The sequence below is a fragment of the Myxococcus sp. NMCA1 genome (assembly GCF_026810205.1).
Classification (GTDB): Bacteria; Myxococcota; Myxococcia; order Myxococcales; family Myxococcaceae; genus Myxococcus; species Myxococcus xanthus_A.
Genome location: NZ_CP113950.1, coordinates 6,306,349 through 6,322,331, shown reverse-complemented (window position 1 = coordinate 6,322,331; position 15,983 = coordinate 6,306,349). Strand labels below are relative to the sequence as shown.

General features: G+C 68.4%; 15 protein-coding genes. 4 read left to right on the top strand and 11 right to left on the bottom strand.

Annotated elements, in window-relative coordinates:
* The first annotated feature begins 154 nt into the window (after window positions 1–154).
* Window positions 155–3,757: a chromosome segregation protein SMC gene (smc, locus tag OZ403_RS25955; protein ID WP_268782042.1), complete on the top strand. Its 3,603-nt coding sequence runs from the start codon at window positions 155–157 to the stop codon at window positions 3,755–3,757.
* A 138-nt stretch (window positions 3,758–3,895) separates the two neighbouring features.
* On the opposite strand, the gene OZ403_RS25950 is transcribed toward smc, so the two are convergent.
* The 7 genes from OZ403_RS25950 to groES all read right to left on the bottom strand — a co-directional run bounded on the left by OZ403_RS25950 (window position 3,896) and on the right by groES (window position 10,608).
* Complete coding sequence (locus tag OZ403_RS25950) at window positions 3,896–5,089, bottom strand: hypothetical protein (RefSeq protein ID WP_140876375.1); 1,194 nt, start codon at window positions 5,087–5,089, stop codon at window positions 3,896–3,898.
* 41 nt (window positions 5,090–5,130) lie between these two features.
* The gene (locus OZ403_RS25945; protein WP_140793938.1) at window positions 5,131–6,510 is read right to left on the bottom strand and encodes a sigma 54-interacting transcriptional regulator; all 1,380 of its coding nucleotides are present in this window, start codon (window positions 6,508–6,510) and stop codon (window positions 5,131–5,133) included.
* A gap of 71 nt (window positions 6,511–6,581) precedes the next feature.
* Window positions 6,582–7,631 (bottom strand): hypothetical protein, encoded by a 1,050-nt coding sequence (locus OZ403_RS25940; protein ID WP_237080596.1) that lies wholly within the window; start codon window positions 7,629–7,631, stop codon window positions 6,582–6,584.
* Between the two features lie 87 nt (window positions 7,632–7,718).
* The gene (locus OZ403_RS25935; protein ID WP_174258890.1) at window positions 7,719–8,123 is read right to left on the bottom strand and encodes a hypothetical protein; all 405 of its coding nucleotides are present in this window, start codon (window positions 8,121–8,123) and stop codon (window positions 7,719–7,721) included.
* Between the two features lie 97 nt (window positions 8,124–8,220).
* Entirely contained in the window at window positions 8,221–8,478 is a 258-nt protein-coding gene (gene grxC / locus OZ403_RS25930; protein ID WP_140793932.1) for a glutaredoxin 3, read from the bottom strand.
* A gap of 151 nt (window positions 8,479–8,629) precedes the next feature.
* Entirely contained in the window at window positions 8,630–10,279 is a 1,650-nt protein-coding gene (gene groL, locus OZ403_RS25925; protein WP_140793930.1) for a chaperonin GroEL, read from the bottom strand.
* 38 nt (window positions 10,280–10,317) lie between these two features.
* Window positions 10,318–10,608 carry a co-chaperone GroES gene (gene groES, locus OZ403_RS25920; RefSeq protein ID WP_013941457.1) on the bottom strand — a complete coding sequence of 97 codons (291 nt, stop codon included), beginning with the start codon at window positions 10,606–10,608 and terminating at the stop codon, window positions 10,318–10,320.
* Between the two features lie 412 nt (window positions 10,609–11,020).
* Between groES and OZ403_RS25915 the strand changes: the two genes are divergently transcribed.
* The 3 genes from OZ403_RS25915 to OZ403_RS25905 are packed head-to-tail and all read left to right on the top strand — an operon-like array spanning window position 11,021 to window position 12,790.
* Window positions 11,021–11,620 carry a hypothetical protein gene (locus OZ403_RS25915; RefSeq protein WP_174258889.1) on the top strand — a complete coding sequence of 200 codons (600 nt, stop codon included), beginning with the start codon at window positions 11,021–11,023 and terminating at the stop codon, window positions 11,618–11,620.
* A gap of 12 nt (window positions 11,621–11,632) precedes the next feature.
* The gene (locus tag OZ403_RS25910) at window positions 11,633–12,274 is read left to right on the top strand and encodes a hypothetical protein (RefSeq protein ID WP_140793926.1); all 642 of its coding nucleotides are present in this window, start codon (window positions 11,633–11,635) and stop codon (window positions 12,272–12,274) included.
* A 36-nt stretch (window positions 12,275–12,310) separates the two neighbouring features.
* Window positions 12,311–12,790: an NUDIX hydrolase gene (locus OZ403_RS25905; RefSeq protein WP_140793924.1), complete on the top strand. Its 480-nt coding sequence runs from the start codon at window positions 12,311–12,313 to the stop codon at window positions 12,788–12,790.
* 15 nt (window positions 12,791–12,805) lie between these two features.
* Here the strand turns inward: OZ403_RS25905 and rpoZ are convergent, their stop codons facing one another.
* The 4 genes from rpoZ to OZ403_RS25885 all read right to left on the bottom strand — a co-directional run bounded on the left by rpoZ (window position 12,806) and on the right by OZ403_RS25885 (window position 15,736).
* On the bottom strand, window positions 12,806–13,042 hold the full coding sequence (gene rpoZ, locus OZ403_RS25900; protein ID WP_011554872.1) for a DNA-directed RNA polymerase subunit omega: 237 nt from the start codon (window positions 13,040–13,042) through the stop codon (window positions 12,806–12,808).
* Between the two features lie 111 nt (window positions 13,043–13,153).
* A complete protein-coding gene (locus OZ403_RS25895; RefSeq protein WP_328285463.1) occupies window positions 13,154–13,504 on the bottom strand; it encodes a DoxX family protein in 351 nt (116 codons plus the stop codon).
* 5 nt (window positions 13,505–13,509) lie between these two features.
* Window positions 13,510–15,147 carry a phosphoglucomutase (alpha-D-glucose-1,6-bisphosphate-dependent) gene (pgm, locus tag OZ403_RS25890; RefSeq protein ID WP_268782040.1) on the bottom strand — a complete coding sequence of 546 codons (1,638 nt, stop codon included), beginning with the start codon at window positions 15,145–15,147 and terminating at the stop codon, window positions 13,510–13,512.
* A 148-nt stretch (window positions 15,148–15,295) separates the two neighbouring features.
* The gene (locus OZ403_RS25885) at window positions 15,296–15,736 is read right to left on the bottom strand and encodes a DUF1036 domain-containing protein (RefSeq protein ID WP_237077402.1); all 441 of its coding nucleotides are present in this window, start codon (window positions 15,734–15,736) and stop codon (window positions 15,296–15,298) included.
* Between the last annotated feature and the right edge of the window lie 247 nt (window positions 15,737–15,983).

The following is a 15,983-nucleotide window of genomic DNA, read 5'->3' as shown; positions in this document are numbered from 1 at the left end:
CAGGCAACCGAACGTATGGCGATGCGTGGCATGGCCATGCTTGATCGTCTGGAAGGTGGCTGGTACTCCTTTCTGCTGAACGCTCAGAGGCCGATTTTTCGGCCTCGCGCGCGATTTTCTCCTCGTACCGAGCCCGCTCTAGGAGCCCGCTGGCATGCGAATCAAGCGGTTGGACATCACCGGCTTCAAGTCCTTCATGGAACGGAGTGTCTTCACGTTCGATGAAGGCGTGACGGGCATCGTCGGGCCCAACGGCTGCGGCAAGTCCAACGTCGTGGACGCCATCCGCTGGGTGATGGGTGAGCAGAGCGCGAAGAACCTCCGTGGCCGCGGCATGGAGGACGTCATCTTCAACGGCTCGGAGAACAAGCCGCCGCTGTCCATGGCGGAGGTGTCGCTCACGTTCATCGTGGATGACACGGACCAGCTCGCGCCCCAGTACCAGGGCTTCTCCGAAGTCACGGTGACGCGGCGCCTGTTCCGCAACGGCGACTCCGAGTACCTCATCAACAAGACGCTTTGCCGGCTGCTGGACATCACCGAGTTGTTCCTCGGCACCGGCGTGGGCACCAAGGCGTACTCCATCATCGAACAGGGCCGCGTGGGCCTCATCGTGTCCAGCAAGCCGGAGGACCGGCGCCATCTGCTGGAGGAGGCCGCGGGCGTCACCAAGTACAAGGCCCGCCGCAAGGCCGCCGAGCGCAAGATGGAGGCGACCGACGCCAACCTGCTGCGCGTCACCGACATCACCAACGAGCTGGAGAAGCGGCTCGACGCGCTGTCGCGCCAGGCGAAGAAGGCGGAGAAGTACAAGAAGCTCAAGTCGCGCATGCGGGACATCGACCTGCACGCGGCCACGCACCGCCAGCTGGAGCTGATGGCGGAGAAGAAGATGCTCCAGTCGCGGCTGGAGAACCTGGGCTCCGAGGAACGGGAGAGCCTGGACCGCGTGAAGGAGCTGGAGGAGACCATCACCCGGCGCCGCGCGGAGCTGGAGGCGGAGTCCGCCGCGCTCCAGGCGCTGGCCGCGGAGGTGCACACGCTGGAGAGCTCCCTGCAGCGCGACACGCAGGAGATGACCTACGGCAAGCGCGACCTGGAGGAGACGCGGGCCCGCGTGGCCGCCGCCCAGGTGGAGCTGGACGGGCTCCTGGCGCGCAAGGCGGAGATGTCCGAGGCCATGGCCGCCCGCGAGGCGGAGCTGTCGGGCATCGCCGGCTCGTGGAAGGAGGACGAGGTCGCGATGCAGGTGGCGCAGGAGGAGCTGCGCCGCGTGTCCCAGCTCCAGACAGAGGTGGCGCTGCGCCTGGAGCAGGAGCGCGCCGGCCTGGTGGCCGTGGCCACGCGCCTGGCCAACCACGAGAGCAACCTGGTCAACCTCGCCCGCCAGCGGGGGGATTTGGGCGCCCGCCGCGCGAAGCTCCAGGGCGAGCTGGAGACCCTGCGCGCCCAGGAGCAGACCCTGGAGAACGTCCGGGGCGACGTGGCGAAGCGGGTGGAGGACACCCGGCACCTCGCCGCGGAGCTGGCCGAGCGCAAGGGCCAGGAGGAGGACGCGCTCACCCGCACCCGCGCGGCCTTCACGGAGAACGAAATCGAGGTCATCGCGCTGCGGGAGGAGCTGAGCGACAAGCGCAGCCGCCTCTCCACGCTGGAAGACATCCAGAAGAACTACGACGGCTTCGACCGCGGCGTGCGCGCCGTGATGACGCGCGCCGGTGTGCAGGCCCGTGAGCAGGGCATCTTCGGCCTGGTGGCGGACGTCATCAATGTCACCCCGCGCTACGAGCGCGCGGTGGAGGCCGCCCTGGGGGAGCGGCTTCAGCACGTCATCGTCGAGAGCCGCGACAAGGGCGTGGAGCTGGTGGACTACCTCAAGGGCCACGCCGAGGGCCGGGGCAGCTTCCTCCCGGTGCCCGCGCTGGATGCGCTGCCGGCCCCGCTGGAGCCGGACTTCAGCCAGCCCGGCGTGCTCGCGCATGCCCTGCGTGAGGTGACGTGTGAGGAGGCGCTGACGCCGCTCGTCCAGCTGCTGCTGGGGGACGTCGTCATCGTCCAGGACGTGTCCACGGCGCGCGCGTGGACCGAGTCGGGCGGCCCGGCGTGCACGCTGGTGACGGTGGAGGGCGAGGTGTTCCGCCCGGACGGCACCATCGTCGGCGGTGAGAGCGAGGGCGCGGCGGTGGGCGCGCTCCAGAAGAAGCGCGAAATCGCCGAGCTGGCCACCGAGGTGGCCCGCGTGGAGGAGCGCTACAACGAGATTCTCACCCGGCACTACACGCTCCAGAAGCAGATGGGGCACGCGGAGGGCGTCCTCAAGGGGTTGGCGAAGAATCAGCACGCAGAGGAGCTGAACCTCGCCAGCCAGGAGAAGGACCTGCACAAGGCGGGCGAGGACCTGGCCCGCGTGCGCGAGCGGGTGCGGGCCCTGGAAGTGGAGGAGGGGCAGCTCACCCAGAGCCACCAGGCCCTGGAGCACGAGGAGGAGGCGAGCCGCGGCGAGGTGGCGCACGGCCAGGCGGACCGAGAGGGCCGTGAGGAGCGGGTGAAGCAGCTGGTGGCCGAACAGGAGTCGCTGCGCCTGCGCGCGGAGACGGCCAACGGCGAGCTGACGGGCCTGCGCATCAAGGTGGCCGCCGGCAGCGAGCGTGGCGAGTCGGCCCGCAAGGAGCTGGACAGCCTCGTCTCCCAGCGCAAGGATATGGAGACGCGCATCACCCGGCTCCAGGCCACGGTGGTGGAGGGTGGGGCGCGCGTCGAGGAGCTGGCGCGGCGCACGACGGACACCGAGGGCGGCCTGTCCCAGCGCGCCGAGGAGCACCGGCTCGCCGCGGAAGGGCTGGAGGCGCGCCGCGCGGCGCACACCACGGCCTCCGCGGAAGTGCGTGAGCAGGACGCGACGTTCCGCGAGCTGCGCGGCCGCGTGGACGAGCTGATGCAGGGCCTGTCGCAAATCTCGCTGCGGGAGCGCGAAATCGCCCTGGAGCTGGAGCACCTGGCGGCGGGCATCCGCGAGCGGCATCAGGTGGAGCTGGCGAACGAACTGCACAAGTACCACATGCTGGCCGCGCTGGCTCCGGAGACGGAGGCGGAGCTGAAGGACCTGCGCGCGCAGGTGGAGAAGATGGGGGAGATCAACCTCACCGCCATCGACGAGCACGCGGAGCTGTCCAAGCGCTACGACTTCCTCACCGCGCAGAAGCAGGACCTGCAGTCCTCCATCGAGCAGCTGAAGGAGGCCATCCAGCGCATCGACGCCACCAGCCGCGAGCGCTTCAAGCAGACCTTCGACGTGGTGAACGAGAAGTTCCAGGCCATCTTCCCGCGCCTGTTCGGCGGTGGCCGGGCCAGCCTCATCCTCACCAACGAGGGGCCGGGCGGGGAGCCGGGCGTGGAAATCGTCGCCCAGCCGCCCGGCAAGAAGCTGCAGAGCGTCAACCTGCTGTCGGGTGGCGAGAAGGCCCTCACCGCCGTGGGCCTCATCTTCGGCATCTTCCTCATCAAGCCGACGCCCTTCTGCCTCCTCGACGAGGTCGACGCGCCGTTGGATGAGGGCAACGTGGGCCGCTACAACGACATGGTGAAGGAGATGAGCAAGCAGTCGCAGTTCATCCTCATCACCCACAACAAGCGGACCATGGAGGTCTCCAACACCCTCTACGGCGTCACCATGGAGGAGCCGGGCATCTCCAAGCTCGTCAGCGTGCGCATGCGCGAGGCGGGCGCGGCCAACGACGACAAGGTGACGGCGGCGTAGGCCCGTCCCGGGCAGGCGGGGCACCGGGCCTCCGGTGTCCGCCCCGCGGCGACGGTTTCTCCCCGAAACACAGAAGGCGCGGGCCCCGGCTTCCGGGCTCCCGCGCCTTCGTGTTTTTCCGCCGTGGGGCGGGGACTCCTAGAACTTCTTCTTCGGGCAGGCGGCCTTGTCCTGCGCGGCCATCTTCTCCGCGTCGGCCAGTTCCTTCACCGACTCGTCGACGTTCTTCTGGGTGGCGATGACGACGTCACCCCAGTTCTCCGCGTCCTTCGCCGCCATCTCCGTGGCCAGCGCCAGCGCGGCCTGGTCCGTGGCCTGGCGGGCCTTGATGGACTCGATGACGCCCGCGTCCGCCTTCACCAGCGCGTCGCACTTGCTGGACATCTCGTCGAACAGGCGCCAGTTCTTGGTCTTCTGGTAGCGGTCCACGACCTCGGCGTAGGCCAGGGCCGCCGGGGTGCGGGCGCCGTCGGCGATGGCCGAGTCCGCCGCGCGCTGGGTGCGGTTGAGGTCCAGCTGGAGGAAGCGCAGCTCGGGCGGCAGGGCGGCCGACGCGGCGTCCGGCGCGGACGAGTCGAAGTGGACGAAGCGGTAGGAGAAGCCCAGCTCGTCGGAGGTCAGCTTCGCCGGCAGCGCGGCGATCTTCGGCTGGAGGCAGGCGGCCAGCTGGTCCGCCTCGGTGTTGCCGGAGGGCGCGAAGGTGACCTCGGCCGGGGTGGGCTGCGTCTTCAGCAGCTTGATCTTCGCCGTCAGCGGCGGCGGGACCTGCTCCTTGAAGTTGGCGTAGCAGTCACACCAGCTCTGCTGCGCGAGGCGCACCGCGCCGGTGAAGTCCGAGCCCTCGTTGATGTTGAAGGTGACGGAGTTGAGGCCGCTGGTGGTGTGCTCGAAGGGGATGGCCGCTTCCACCGGCTGCGCGCCCTTGGGCAGCGCGGACAGCTTCACCTGGGTGTCCACCACCTTCTGGATGCAGGCCTGGCCTTCCGGGGTGAGGTTCGTCCCGGTGACGGCGTGCGAGCCGCCCTGCTCCGTGACGGTCGTCTTGACCTCCACCGTGGTGCTCTTCTCCGCGCCCCGGTGCTTCGGGTCCACCAGGCACTCCATCACCTGGGGACGCGTGGTGAGCAGCGCGCCCAGCACGACGCCCTGGCTCGCCTGCTCCGGAAGCTGGAGCTCGCGCGGGAAGCAATTCACCAGGTCGAACGGGGGCTGGTTGGTGATGCGGACACGCTCCTCGGTCGACGTGGGCTGTCCGGCCTGGGCTGCGGGCTTCTGCTGGCCGGCGCAAGCGGCAGTGAAGACGACGGAGGCTACGGCAACACGACGCAACATGCGGTTGTTCTCCCTAGAGGTGGACCTGCGTGCGGACTTCTTTACTTCTCCAGGCCCTCGGCGTTCTTGAGGTCCTTGAGCCGAAGCCCGTTCTTTTTCAAAAGGCGATAAAGGCTCTGCATGGACAGGCCGGTGCGCTGCTCCGCGGCCTTCATGTCGAAGCCCACGGTTTTCATGACCTCGGCGAAATACAGGCGCTCGAAGTCGGCCAGCACCCTGTCCTTGGCCTCGTGGTAGGGCAGGGTGCCCACCAGCGTGGCCACCTGGGTGGTGGGGGCCTGTCCCTCCGCGCGTCGCGAGGGCTGGGCGAGGAAGTCCAGCCAGCTGCTGTTGCCTGTCTCCTCCATGAGGGCGCCGCGCTCCAGCACGTTGCGCAGCTCGCGCACGTTGCCCGGCCACTCATAGCCCTCGAAGAGGGCCAGCGTCTGGGGCGTGAGGGTGATGCTGGCGCGCAGCGTCTGGGCCAGGGCCTGGGCCAGCGCGGGCAAATCGTCCCGCCGGGTGCGCAGGGGTGGCAGGCGCACGCGCGCCACCGCGAGCCGGAAGTACAGGTCCGCGCGGAAGCGGCCCTGGCGCACGTCCTCTTCCAGGTTCCGGTGGGTGGAGGCGATGACGCGCACGTCCACCGCCACCGGCTGGCCGTCCAGCGACGGCACCTCGCGCGTCTCCAGCACGCGCAGCAGCTTTCCCTGCACGGGCAGCGGCAGCTCGCCCACCTCGTCCATGAAGAGGGTGCCGCCCCGGGCCGCTTCGAAGACGCCCCGCGCCTCGCGGTCCTCGCCGTCACCCGCGCGCAGGCCGCCGAAGAGCTCGCGCTCGGCCTTCTCCTCGGAGATGAGGTTGCAGTCCACGACCTTGAAGGGGCCGTGGCGCCGCGCCGAGTGCTGGTGCACCGCGCGCGCCGCCAGCTCCTTGCCGGTGCCCGTCTCACCCTCCACGAGCAGGCTCATGTCCTCGCGGGCGATGCGGCGCAGCTCCGTGAAGACCCAGCGCATCTTCTCCGAGGCGCCCACCAGCGCGCCGAAGGACTCCGCCCCCGCCACCTCCACCTCGGTGGGACGCGGGGCGACCTTCACGGAGAGCTTCGTCTTACCCAGCTCCACCTTGTCGCCGCTGGTCAGGTAGGCCTGCACCACCTGCCGGCCGTCCAGGAAGGTGCCGTTGCGGCTGCCGGTGTCGCGCAGCATCAGCCCGCGCGAGGTGCGCTCCACCTCCAGGTGGCGGCGGCTCACCGTGGCGTCGGTGAGGACCAGGTCGCAGGCGCTGTCGGAGCCCACGCGGACCAGTCCGTCCTGCGTCTTCACCTTCTTGCCCTTGTCAGGTCCGGCAACCACCTCCACCGTCCATTCGGGGATGGGGATTCGGGTGGTGCGGCCTTCCTGCTCCGTCTGAGTGGTCTGGGTGACCTCGGGCCTATCCATATCGGGTCCTCTTTAGGTGCGAGTCGCATGGGCGGGCAAGCCCGACGCGAGCCTCTTCACATCGGGAAAACTCAAGGCAGTACGAGTGGAACAATCCTGCCTGAGGGTTGTTGAACGCGCGCTTCGACTGGCACGAGCGCCAGCCGTGCGCGGGCAAGTGTCTGGGGAAGTGCGGGGCGGCCGTCGAGCGTGAGCACCAGGTCCCCCGCGGAGAGCTTCGCGCCCTCGGGTGCGGCGCGCACATAGAGGCCGCCGGGGCGCAACGCCAGCGTTTCCAGCAGCGCGGTGTCCGCGTCCGGGTTGGCGAAGCGCAGGCGCTGGACGCGCAGGCTTCGCGGGTCCTGCCCGGCTTCTTGCAGACCCGGCGGCAATTCCAGGTCTGTGCTGTCCTTGGGCATCCACGCCGCCATGTCGAGCACGTCCCACGGCGCCCACGCCAGGGAGGAGGCCAGCGCGGGGGCGGGCGCGCGGGGTGGCTTCAGGTGGCTCGACAGGCCGCGGAGTGCTTCGCGCGTGAGCTCCTCCATGAGGCGCGTCAGCTCCGGAGCCGGGTCCGCGCCCTCATCAAGGATGTCTGCGTAGGGATTCACGGTGGCCTCCCCGAAGACCTCCAGCACCACCTCTTGCGTGGCGGGGTGGAGGACCTCGACACGGCCCACGTACATCACCACCTCGGTGGCGCTCTGGCCCACCGTGTAGCCCTCGGTGTCAATCAGTTCACGTTCACCGGACTGGATGCGTTGCTCCGCCGAGGGGCGGAGGACCATCAACCCGTCAGGCCGGACGCCGTAGGAGGCCAATGCCGCCACCACAGCGCGCGTCAGCCCGTTACCGCCTTCCTCGCCGGGCCGCGCCACCTGCAGCTCGGTGGGGCCGAAGAAGAGGGCCGCGTCACCCGTCTGCGCCAGGGCCACATTCACCAGTCGCTGTGACAACTCCACGGCGCGCCAGTCAGGCTCCGCCCACTGGAAGCCGAAGGGCTGGACGACCACCGCGGACGCGCCCAGCGATTCGGGCACGGCGCCACGCACCTGGAAGGGCGTGCTCCGGCAGGCCGCGGCCAGGATGGCCACCATGAGCAGCATCAGGCGCGGGCAGTGGAAGGGGACGGTGTGTTTCACGACCCCCCATACAAGACGAACGTTCGGCCAGAATCCAGAATCCTGCGTCACTCCCTCGCGGAAGGACGCAGGAAGCCGGATGGGGCCTCAGTAGCGGGCCGGCGGGTCGCTGGCGGGGAAGGTCTCCATCAGCTCCTCGTCCACGGCGTCACGCGTCGTGTCATTGCCGCCCGAGGCAACGCTCGCGTTGGTGGGTTGCTTCTCCACCGAGTCCGCGCCGCGCCTGCCTCCTTGGGCCGAGCGCTTGCGGCCGGTGCCCGCCCTGGTGACGCCCGCCATGCGGGCGCCGAGCAGATTCTTGGCCCGCTCGGCGAGGTTTCGCTGCTCCTCCTGCCAATCGCGGAAGAACTGGGCGAGCTCCGGGTCGCCGTTTTCCTCGGCATCCCGGATGTACGCCTCACTGGTCGAGGCACCCTTGAGCAGGTGATACAGGACGCTGATGAGGTTGTACTGCTCGTCCCGGGTCCCCGTCTGCCGCTCTTCGCCTGCCATGCCGCCTCCCGTGGATGAGTGAAGTGCCACGGGGAGAAACCTATGCACCGCAGGCCGGGAGCCTTGGCGGGGGCGCCTGGCCGCCTGCCTGGGGTGCTCAGGCCTGGAGCATCGGCTCCAGGCGGCCCTCGGTGTCCAGGCGGGACAAGTCGGAGTAGCCGCCGACGTGCGTGTCGCCGATGAAGATTTGCGGCACGGTGCGCTGACCACCGCTCATCTCCACGAGCTTCGCGCGCAGGTCGTCGTCTCCGGTGACATCCACCTCTTCGTAATCCACGCCCTTGCGCTTGAGCAGGTCCTTGGCGCGGACGCAGTAGCCACAGTAGGTGGTCGTAAAAATCTTCACGGGCTTCACGGGTGTCTCCTCCTTCGTATTCACCAAAGTAAGGGCCGAGAAGGCGCGTCGCCACCCAGCCCGCAAAGACGACGGCCTCCGGGTCCCCATGAGGGAGCCGGAGGCCGCGTTCAGGACGTCACCCCGGACGGATGCCGGGGTGAGGGGCGGACTACATGCCCATGCCGCCCATGCCGCCCATGCCACCCATCCCGCCCATGCCACCGCCGGCGGGGAGGTCCTTCTCCTCCTTCGGACGCTCCGCCACCATGGCCTCGGTGGTGAGCATCAGCGAGGACACGGACGCCGCGTTCTGCAGCGCGGTGCGGCTGACCTTGGCCGGGTCGATGACGCCGGCGGCCAGCAGGTCCTCGTAGGTGCCCGTGGCGGCGTTGAAGCCGAACGGACCGGAGGACTCCTTGACCTTGTTCACCACCACGCTGCCCTCCAGGCCGCCGTTGCCGACGATCTGGCGGAGGGGCTCCTCGACCGCGCGGCGGATGATGTCCACGCCGAACTTCTCACCACCGGTCAGCTGCAGGCCTTCCAGCGCCTTGAGGCAGCGGATGTAGGCCACGCCGCCGCCAGGGACGACGCCCTCTTCCACGGCCGCGCGGGTCGCGTTGAGCGCGTCCTCGACGCGGGCCTTCTTCTCCTTCATCTCCGTCTCGGTGGCCGCGCCGACGTTGATGACGGCCACGCCGCCCACGAGCTTCGCCAGGCGCTCCTGGAGCTTCTCGCGGTCGTAGTCGCTGGAGGTCTCTTCAATCTGGGCGCGGATCTGCTTCACGCGCGCCTCGATCTCCTGCTGGCTGCCGGCACCGTCCACGATGGTGGTGTTGTCCTTGTCCACCGTGAGGCGCTTCGCGCGGCCCAGGTCCTGGAGGGTGATGGTGTCCAGCTTGATGCCCAGGTCCTCGGCGATCATCTTGCCGCCCGTCAGGGTGGCGATGTCCTCGAGCATGGCCTTGCGGCGGTCACCGAAGCCCGGCGCCTTCACCGCGCACACGTTCAGCACGCCGCGGATCTTGTTGACCACCAGGGTGGCCAGGGCCTCGCCCTCGATGTCCTCGGCGATGATGAGCAGGGGCTTACCGGCGCGGGCGACCTGCTCCAGGATGGGCAGGAGGTCCTTCATCGAGGAGATCTTCTTCTCGTTGATGAGGATGAGCGCGTCGTTGAGCGCCGCCTCCATGCGCTCCGGGTCCGTCACGAAGTACGGGGACAGGTAGCCGCGGTCGAACTGCATGCCCTCGACCACGTCCAGCGTCGTCTCCAGGCCCTTGGCCTCTTCGACGGTGATGACGCCTTCCTTGCCCACCTTCTCCATCGCGTCCGCGATGATGGTGCCGATCGTCTCGTCACCGTTGGCGGAGATGGTACCGACCTGGGCAATCTCCTTCTTGTCCTTGGTCGGCTTGGCCAGCTTCTTCAGCTCGGCGACGATGGTGGCCACGGCCTTGTCGATGCCGCGCTTGATCTCCATCGGGTTGTGGCCCGCGGCGACCAGCTTCGCGCCCTCGCGGAAGATGGCCTGCGCCAGCACGGTGGCCGTGGTGGTGCCGTCACCGGCGACGTCAGACGTCTTGGAGGCAACCTCCTTGACCATCTGCGCGCCCATGTTCTCGAACTTGTTCTCGAGCTCGATCTCCTTGGCGACCGTCACACCGTCCTTGGTGATGGTCGGGGAGCCAAAGCTCTTCTCGATGACGACGTTGCGGCCCTTGGGGCCCAGGGTGACCTTGACCGCATCGGCCAGGATGTTGACGCCGCGGAGGATGGCCTCACGCGCGCGCACGTCGAAAAGAATGTCCTTCGCCATTTGGATGGTTCCTTGAAGGAAGAGTGTGGGAGACCGGATTACTTCTCGATGACGCCGAGCACATCCTCTTCACGGAGGATGAGGTGCTCCTCGCCGTCGAGCTTGATCTCGGTGCCCGCGTACTTGCTGAACAGGATGGTGTCGCCGGCCTTGATGTCCAGCGGACGGACCTTGCCGTCCTCCTGCACCTTGCCGTTACCCACGGCGACGACCTTGCCCTCCAGGGGCTTCTCCTTCGCCGTGTCGGGGATGAAGAGGCCGCCCTTGGTCTTGTTCTCCTCGGCGACGCGCTTGACGATGAGCCGATCCTGCAGGGGACGAATCTTCATGGCCTGCTCCTTACATGTCGCTTCCGGCGCCGTTTCCGGTGGCGACCGAAAGCTGCTTGGGGGTTGAAAAAGGGCCTCGCGACCCATGGGGTTAGCACTCGCACCTCATGAGTGCTAACGCCCAGGCGCGGCGGATAATAACCAGCGAAGTCGACCCGTCAAGCGACGCTGGCTGACCGCTCCTGAACGTGCCAACTGCGCGGCATTGCTGGGGTTTTCCAGTGACATCCTCTACCCCTGGCGCCATGCCCGGCGGCCTGCCTCAGGGCCCTGGATTGGCACTCGCGATACCAGAGTGCTAACGCAAGTGCCCGGAATCACTGGGAGTGGCTTTGCCGTGCCCGCACCTGATTGCTACCCTTCCCAGGTCTCCTCCGGGCGACGTCCGCCCGGGGAATGACGGGAGGTGTCAATGAGTGGACTGGTGGCGTCCCTGTCTCTGAAGGAGTTCTTCAAGTCTCTTCTGGGCGAGGTCACGGGGCGGCAGCGGGTAGAACTGGCGGAGGTGACGGAGTTCTACCTGGTGAACCTGCTGTCCGAGTTCGCCGTCACCGACAAGCTGTTCACCCGCGAGGAGGACGGGCGCAAGGACCACGAGCCCCTGGCCATCCTCTACCACCAGGCCTTGCAGCAGGAGCGCGCCGAGCGCATCCGCACCCTGCGCCGGCTGGGCGACGTGTCGCTGTACACCGCCGGCTTCTTCTCCGGCGCGCTGCAGAGCGGCGTGGTGGGGCCGGACTACTACATCCAGATGGGCGGCACGGCGTATGGCCACGTGGCGGAGCTGACGCCGGCGGCGGGCTTCGCGCAGGTGTACCGGGAGTTGTGCGAGAAGTTCCGCAAGGTGGTGGAGGTGCTGGAGGAGATCTCCGCGCGGGGCATGGTGCAGGCCGGCCCCAGCGGCGCGCTGAAAGTCTATGAGGCGTGGGTCCGCACCGGGAGTGACAGGCTGGAGCGCGTGCTGCTCGACGCGGGGATGATGCCGCGGCCCAAGGGACAGCTCGTCAACTAGCCGGAGGTGGGGATGATTGGCCGCGTTCAGGACCACCTGGAGGCCATCTACGGCTTCACGTGCGAGGCAAGGGCGGAGGTCTTCGTGGTGGACACGGAGGCCGCCGCCCAATTGGGAGGCACCGGCCGCGCCGACGAGGAGCTGCTGGTGCACGAGGCGGGCGACGCGCTGGAGCTGGCCCTCTACTTGTCACCGGCGCTGCTCGACAGGCTCAAGCCCTACGAATCCGGTCCGCTGGGGTACGTGCTGGACAGCGACCTGGCCGGTTACTGCCAGCTGGCCGAAGGCGTGAGCCACTTTCTCTACGTGGCCCACACGGCGGCCCACGGCCGGACGGTGTCGCTGCTGGAACTGGAGGCGCAGGCGGAGGTGGACAAGTTCGCGGTGTGCCTGCTGCACCGGTGGGGCGAAGGCGTGGGGGCCTGGGCGCGGGAGCTGCTCCATCGTCTCTTCGAGCGGGTGTCCTACCGCAAGCAGCTCTCCGTCCAGGAGCGGTGGCGCTACGAGGAGGCGAACCGGCTGTCACGCCGCTTCTGCGCGCGGCTGATGGGGCACGTCGTCGCCCGGCGGTTGGACCGGCTCCTGGGGGACCTGCGCTACGCCTACCGGCTGGGGGCGGAGGCCAAGCTTCGCCATTTCGCGCATGGCGGGTGAGCACCTTTCCTTCCGCATCGGGTAGGGTGGGCGGGTATGCCACGCGAGGCGTCCGCAGGCGGTGTCGTCATCCGGGAGAGTGCCGGTCACTGGGAGGTGGCCGTCATCCGTCCCCATGGCCGCACCTTATGGGCGCTCCCCAAGGGGCACGTGGACCCGGGTGAGTCACCGGAGCAGACGGCGAGCCGCGAGGTGCGTGAGGAGACGGGGCTGTCCGTGTCGCTCATGGCCCCGTTGGGCGAGATTCGCTACGTGTACCAGTTCCGCGGACAGCGCATCTTCAAGCGCGTCCACTTCTTCCTGTTCCGCTATCAGGAGGGAGAGCTGGGGCCGCTGCCGGGGCCGCGCATCGAAGTGGACGAGGTGCGCTGGGTGCCGGTGGTCCAACTGGTGCCGCTGCTGGGCTACAAAGGAGAGAAGGCCGTTGCCTCGCGGGCGGTGCGCTGGTTGCGCTCCCAGGGCCTGCTCCCCGAAGCCTCCTCCCCGGCGAGCATTGCCGGGAAGGAAGGGGGCTGAAGAGAACCGCGGGGACTACTTGGGCTCGTCGCCCGTGTACTTGCCGGACAGCGCCTCGCGCACGTCACGGTCGAACTTCACGCGGCCGGTGGCCACCTCGCGCAGGGACAGCACGGGGGGCTTGTTCTTGGACTGCTCGAGGATGGGGCGGGCACCCGCCATCAGCTGCCGCGCGCGCTTGGCGCCGAGCAGCACCAGCGCGAACCGGTTGTCGACGAGGGGGAGGCAGTCTTCGACGGTAACGCGAGCCATGGAACGTCCTTCGGATTTCGGTGGGGCTACTGGAAGCCTCTGAAACTAAAGAGCACCCCCCGGCGAGTCAAGGAAGGACGCACCGGAGGGCAGCCGGGCGGGCGGCCCGGCTCAGGTGTACCACCAGGCCCAGAGGATCAGGACCGCCTGCAGGGGCAGCCGCAGCCAGAGCAGGGCCGGGGGGATTTTCCGGAACCGCTCCGGGTGCTGCACCATGTAGAGGTTGGCCGGAAAGACGGCGATGAACAGGGCGACGAGGCCCCAGGCGGCCAGCCGGCTCGTCTGGGGGATGACCAGGCCCACGCCCAGCAGCACCTCCGCCACGCCGCTCCAGAACACCAACGGCCCGTGGAACGGCAGGTACGGGGGCATGATGCGCTGGTACATGCGCGGGTTGCGGAAGTGGTTCAGCCCCGCGCCCACCATCAGCAGGGCGAGCACGTACTGAAGGACGAGCTTCACGCCGCTCAAGTGGACGCGAACGCCTCGCTGACGATGGCGCGCGCCTCTTGGAGGATGGCTTGGAGGTGGGCTTCGTCGCGGAAGCTCTCCGCGTAGATTTTGTAGACGTCCTCGGTGCCGGAGGGACGCGCGGCGAACCAGCCGTTCTCCGCCACCACCTTGAGCCCGCCGATGTCCGCGTTGTTTCCGGGCGCGCGGGTGAGGCGCTGGAGGATGGGCTCACCGGCCAGCGTGGTGGCCTTCACCGCCTCCGGGGACAGCTTCTTCAGCGCGGCCTTCTGCGCGGCGGTGGCTGGCTGGTCGATGCGCGTGTAGAGCGGCGCGCCGAACTTCGCCGCCAGGGCCTGGTAGTGCTCGCCGGGGTCCTTCCCGGTGCGCGCGAGGATCTCCACCGACAGCAGGTCCAGGATGATGCCGTCCTTGTCCGTGGTCCACACGGTGCCGTCCTTGCGGAGGAAGGACGCGCCGGCGCTCTCCTCGCCGCCGAAGCCCAGCGAGCCATCCAGCAGCCCATCCACGAACCACTTGAAGCCCACCGGCACCTCGACGACACGGCGGCCCAAATCCTTCGCCACGCGGTCGATGAGGCTGCTGCTCACCAGCGTCTTGCCCACCGCGGTGCCAGGCTTCCAGCCGGGCCGGTTGCGATAGAGGTAGTCGATGGCGACCGCCAGGTAGTGGTTCGGGTTCATCAGCCCCATGCTGCGGGTGACGATGCCGTGCCGGTCCGAATCCGCGTCGTTGCCGAACGCGATGTCATACGCGTCCTTCAGGCGCACCAGGTTCGCCATGGCATGCGGGGACGAGCAGTCCATGCGAATCTTCCCGTCGTGGTCCAGCGGCATGAACCGGAACGTCGGGTCCACCGTGGGGTTCACCACGTGCAGGTTCAGCCCGTAGCGCGTGGCGATGGGCTCCCAGTACGCGACGTTGGAGCCGCCGAGTGGGTCCGCGCCGATGCGCAGCTTCGCTCCGCGCAGGGCCTCCATGTCGATGACGGTGCCCAGGTCCTCCACGTACGGAGTGATGAAGTCGTACGGCTTCACCGCGGGCGCGGTGCGCGCGCGCTCGTAGGGGATGCGCTGCACGCCCGCGTTGCCTGCGCCCAGCAGCGCGTTGGCGCGCTTCTCGATGACGGAGGTGACGTTCGTGTCCGCGGGGCCGCCGTTGGGCGGGTTGTACTTGATGCCACCATCTTCCGGCGGGTTGTGGGACGGGGTGATGACGATGCCGTCCGCGAGCCCCGCCGTGCGGCCGCGGTTGTACGTGAGGATGGCGTGGGAGATGACGGGCGTGGGCGTGGCGCCATCCGTGAAGCGCACCTGCACGCCGTTCGCCGCCAGCACCTCCAGCGCTGTCTGCTGCGCGGGGGCGGAGAGGGCGTGGGTGTCCATGCCCAGGAAGAGCGGCCCGTCGATGCCCTGCTGCTGGCGGTACTCGCAGATGGCCTGCGTCACCGCGAGGATGTGGCCTTCGTTGAAACTGTTGCGCGCGGAGGAGCCGCGGTGCCCGGACGTACCGAAGGCGACGCGCTGCTCCGGCACGCCCACGTCGGGCCGGCCGGAGAAGTATGCGGCGCGCAGCTTCTCGGGGTCGATGAGGAAGTCTTCCGGTGGGGGCTTGCCAGCGAGCGGGTGTGCCATGGCCGCGGAACATAGCCATGCCACGCGGAGGAAGGCTCAACGATTCTGGCGAGCGTGCACCGCGTTACATCCTCCTGGGATGCGCCATCCCTGGGCCGAGGCCCGCGCCAGCCGCCACGGCATGCGCGAGTGACGCGGCGCCTGTCGCTCAGGGCGTGAGGTTCACCGTGTAGACGTCCGAGCTGATGTTCACGGGACGCATCCCCAAGTAGCGGTCGCCAATTCTCTGGTTCCACAAGCAGGAATTGAAAGCCGTCTGTGGCGCGTAGATGGCGTGGGTGCTTCCCGCCCAGAACGCGCCGTTGGAGGCCTCCGCGTAGTAGTAGGCTTGTCGGTGCGTCGTGTTGAGAACGTATGCCGACTGCCCGTGGTCGATGGTCCACCACCCCCGCGTTCCCCACTGGCCCAGGGCGCCGCAGTTGACCGGGTCGTAGAACGAAATGCAGACCCAGATTCGAAGGCCGTAGGAGTTCCGGAAGTGCAGCTGGAAGGAACTCTGGAGGCTGGGTTCCAGCTCGGACGGCTCGTTGTCGTAGGGCGTCCGGACGAGGCCGGGGGAGGCGTTGACGACCGGGCGTTCGGAGAGCACATCCCATGGTCGGGAGCTCAGGACGACTTCACGGGAGGGGGCATCGCCCCATGCACCGAATGGATGGGGCTCCAAAAGGTCGCCATACGGCGCCGCACCGGGCCCGGAGGCTCGCGCGGTGGCGAGGGTGCCAGCACCCAGGCCCATCAGTGTGCCTGCTCGAAGCAGCCAACGCCTGTTCATCAGGATGTGTTCGGATGGTTTCACACCAGTCCTCCCTTGGGATGACAGCGATTGGCATCCTATG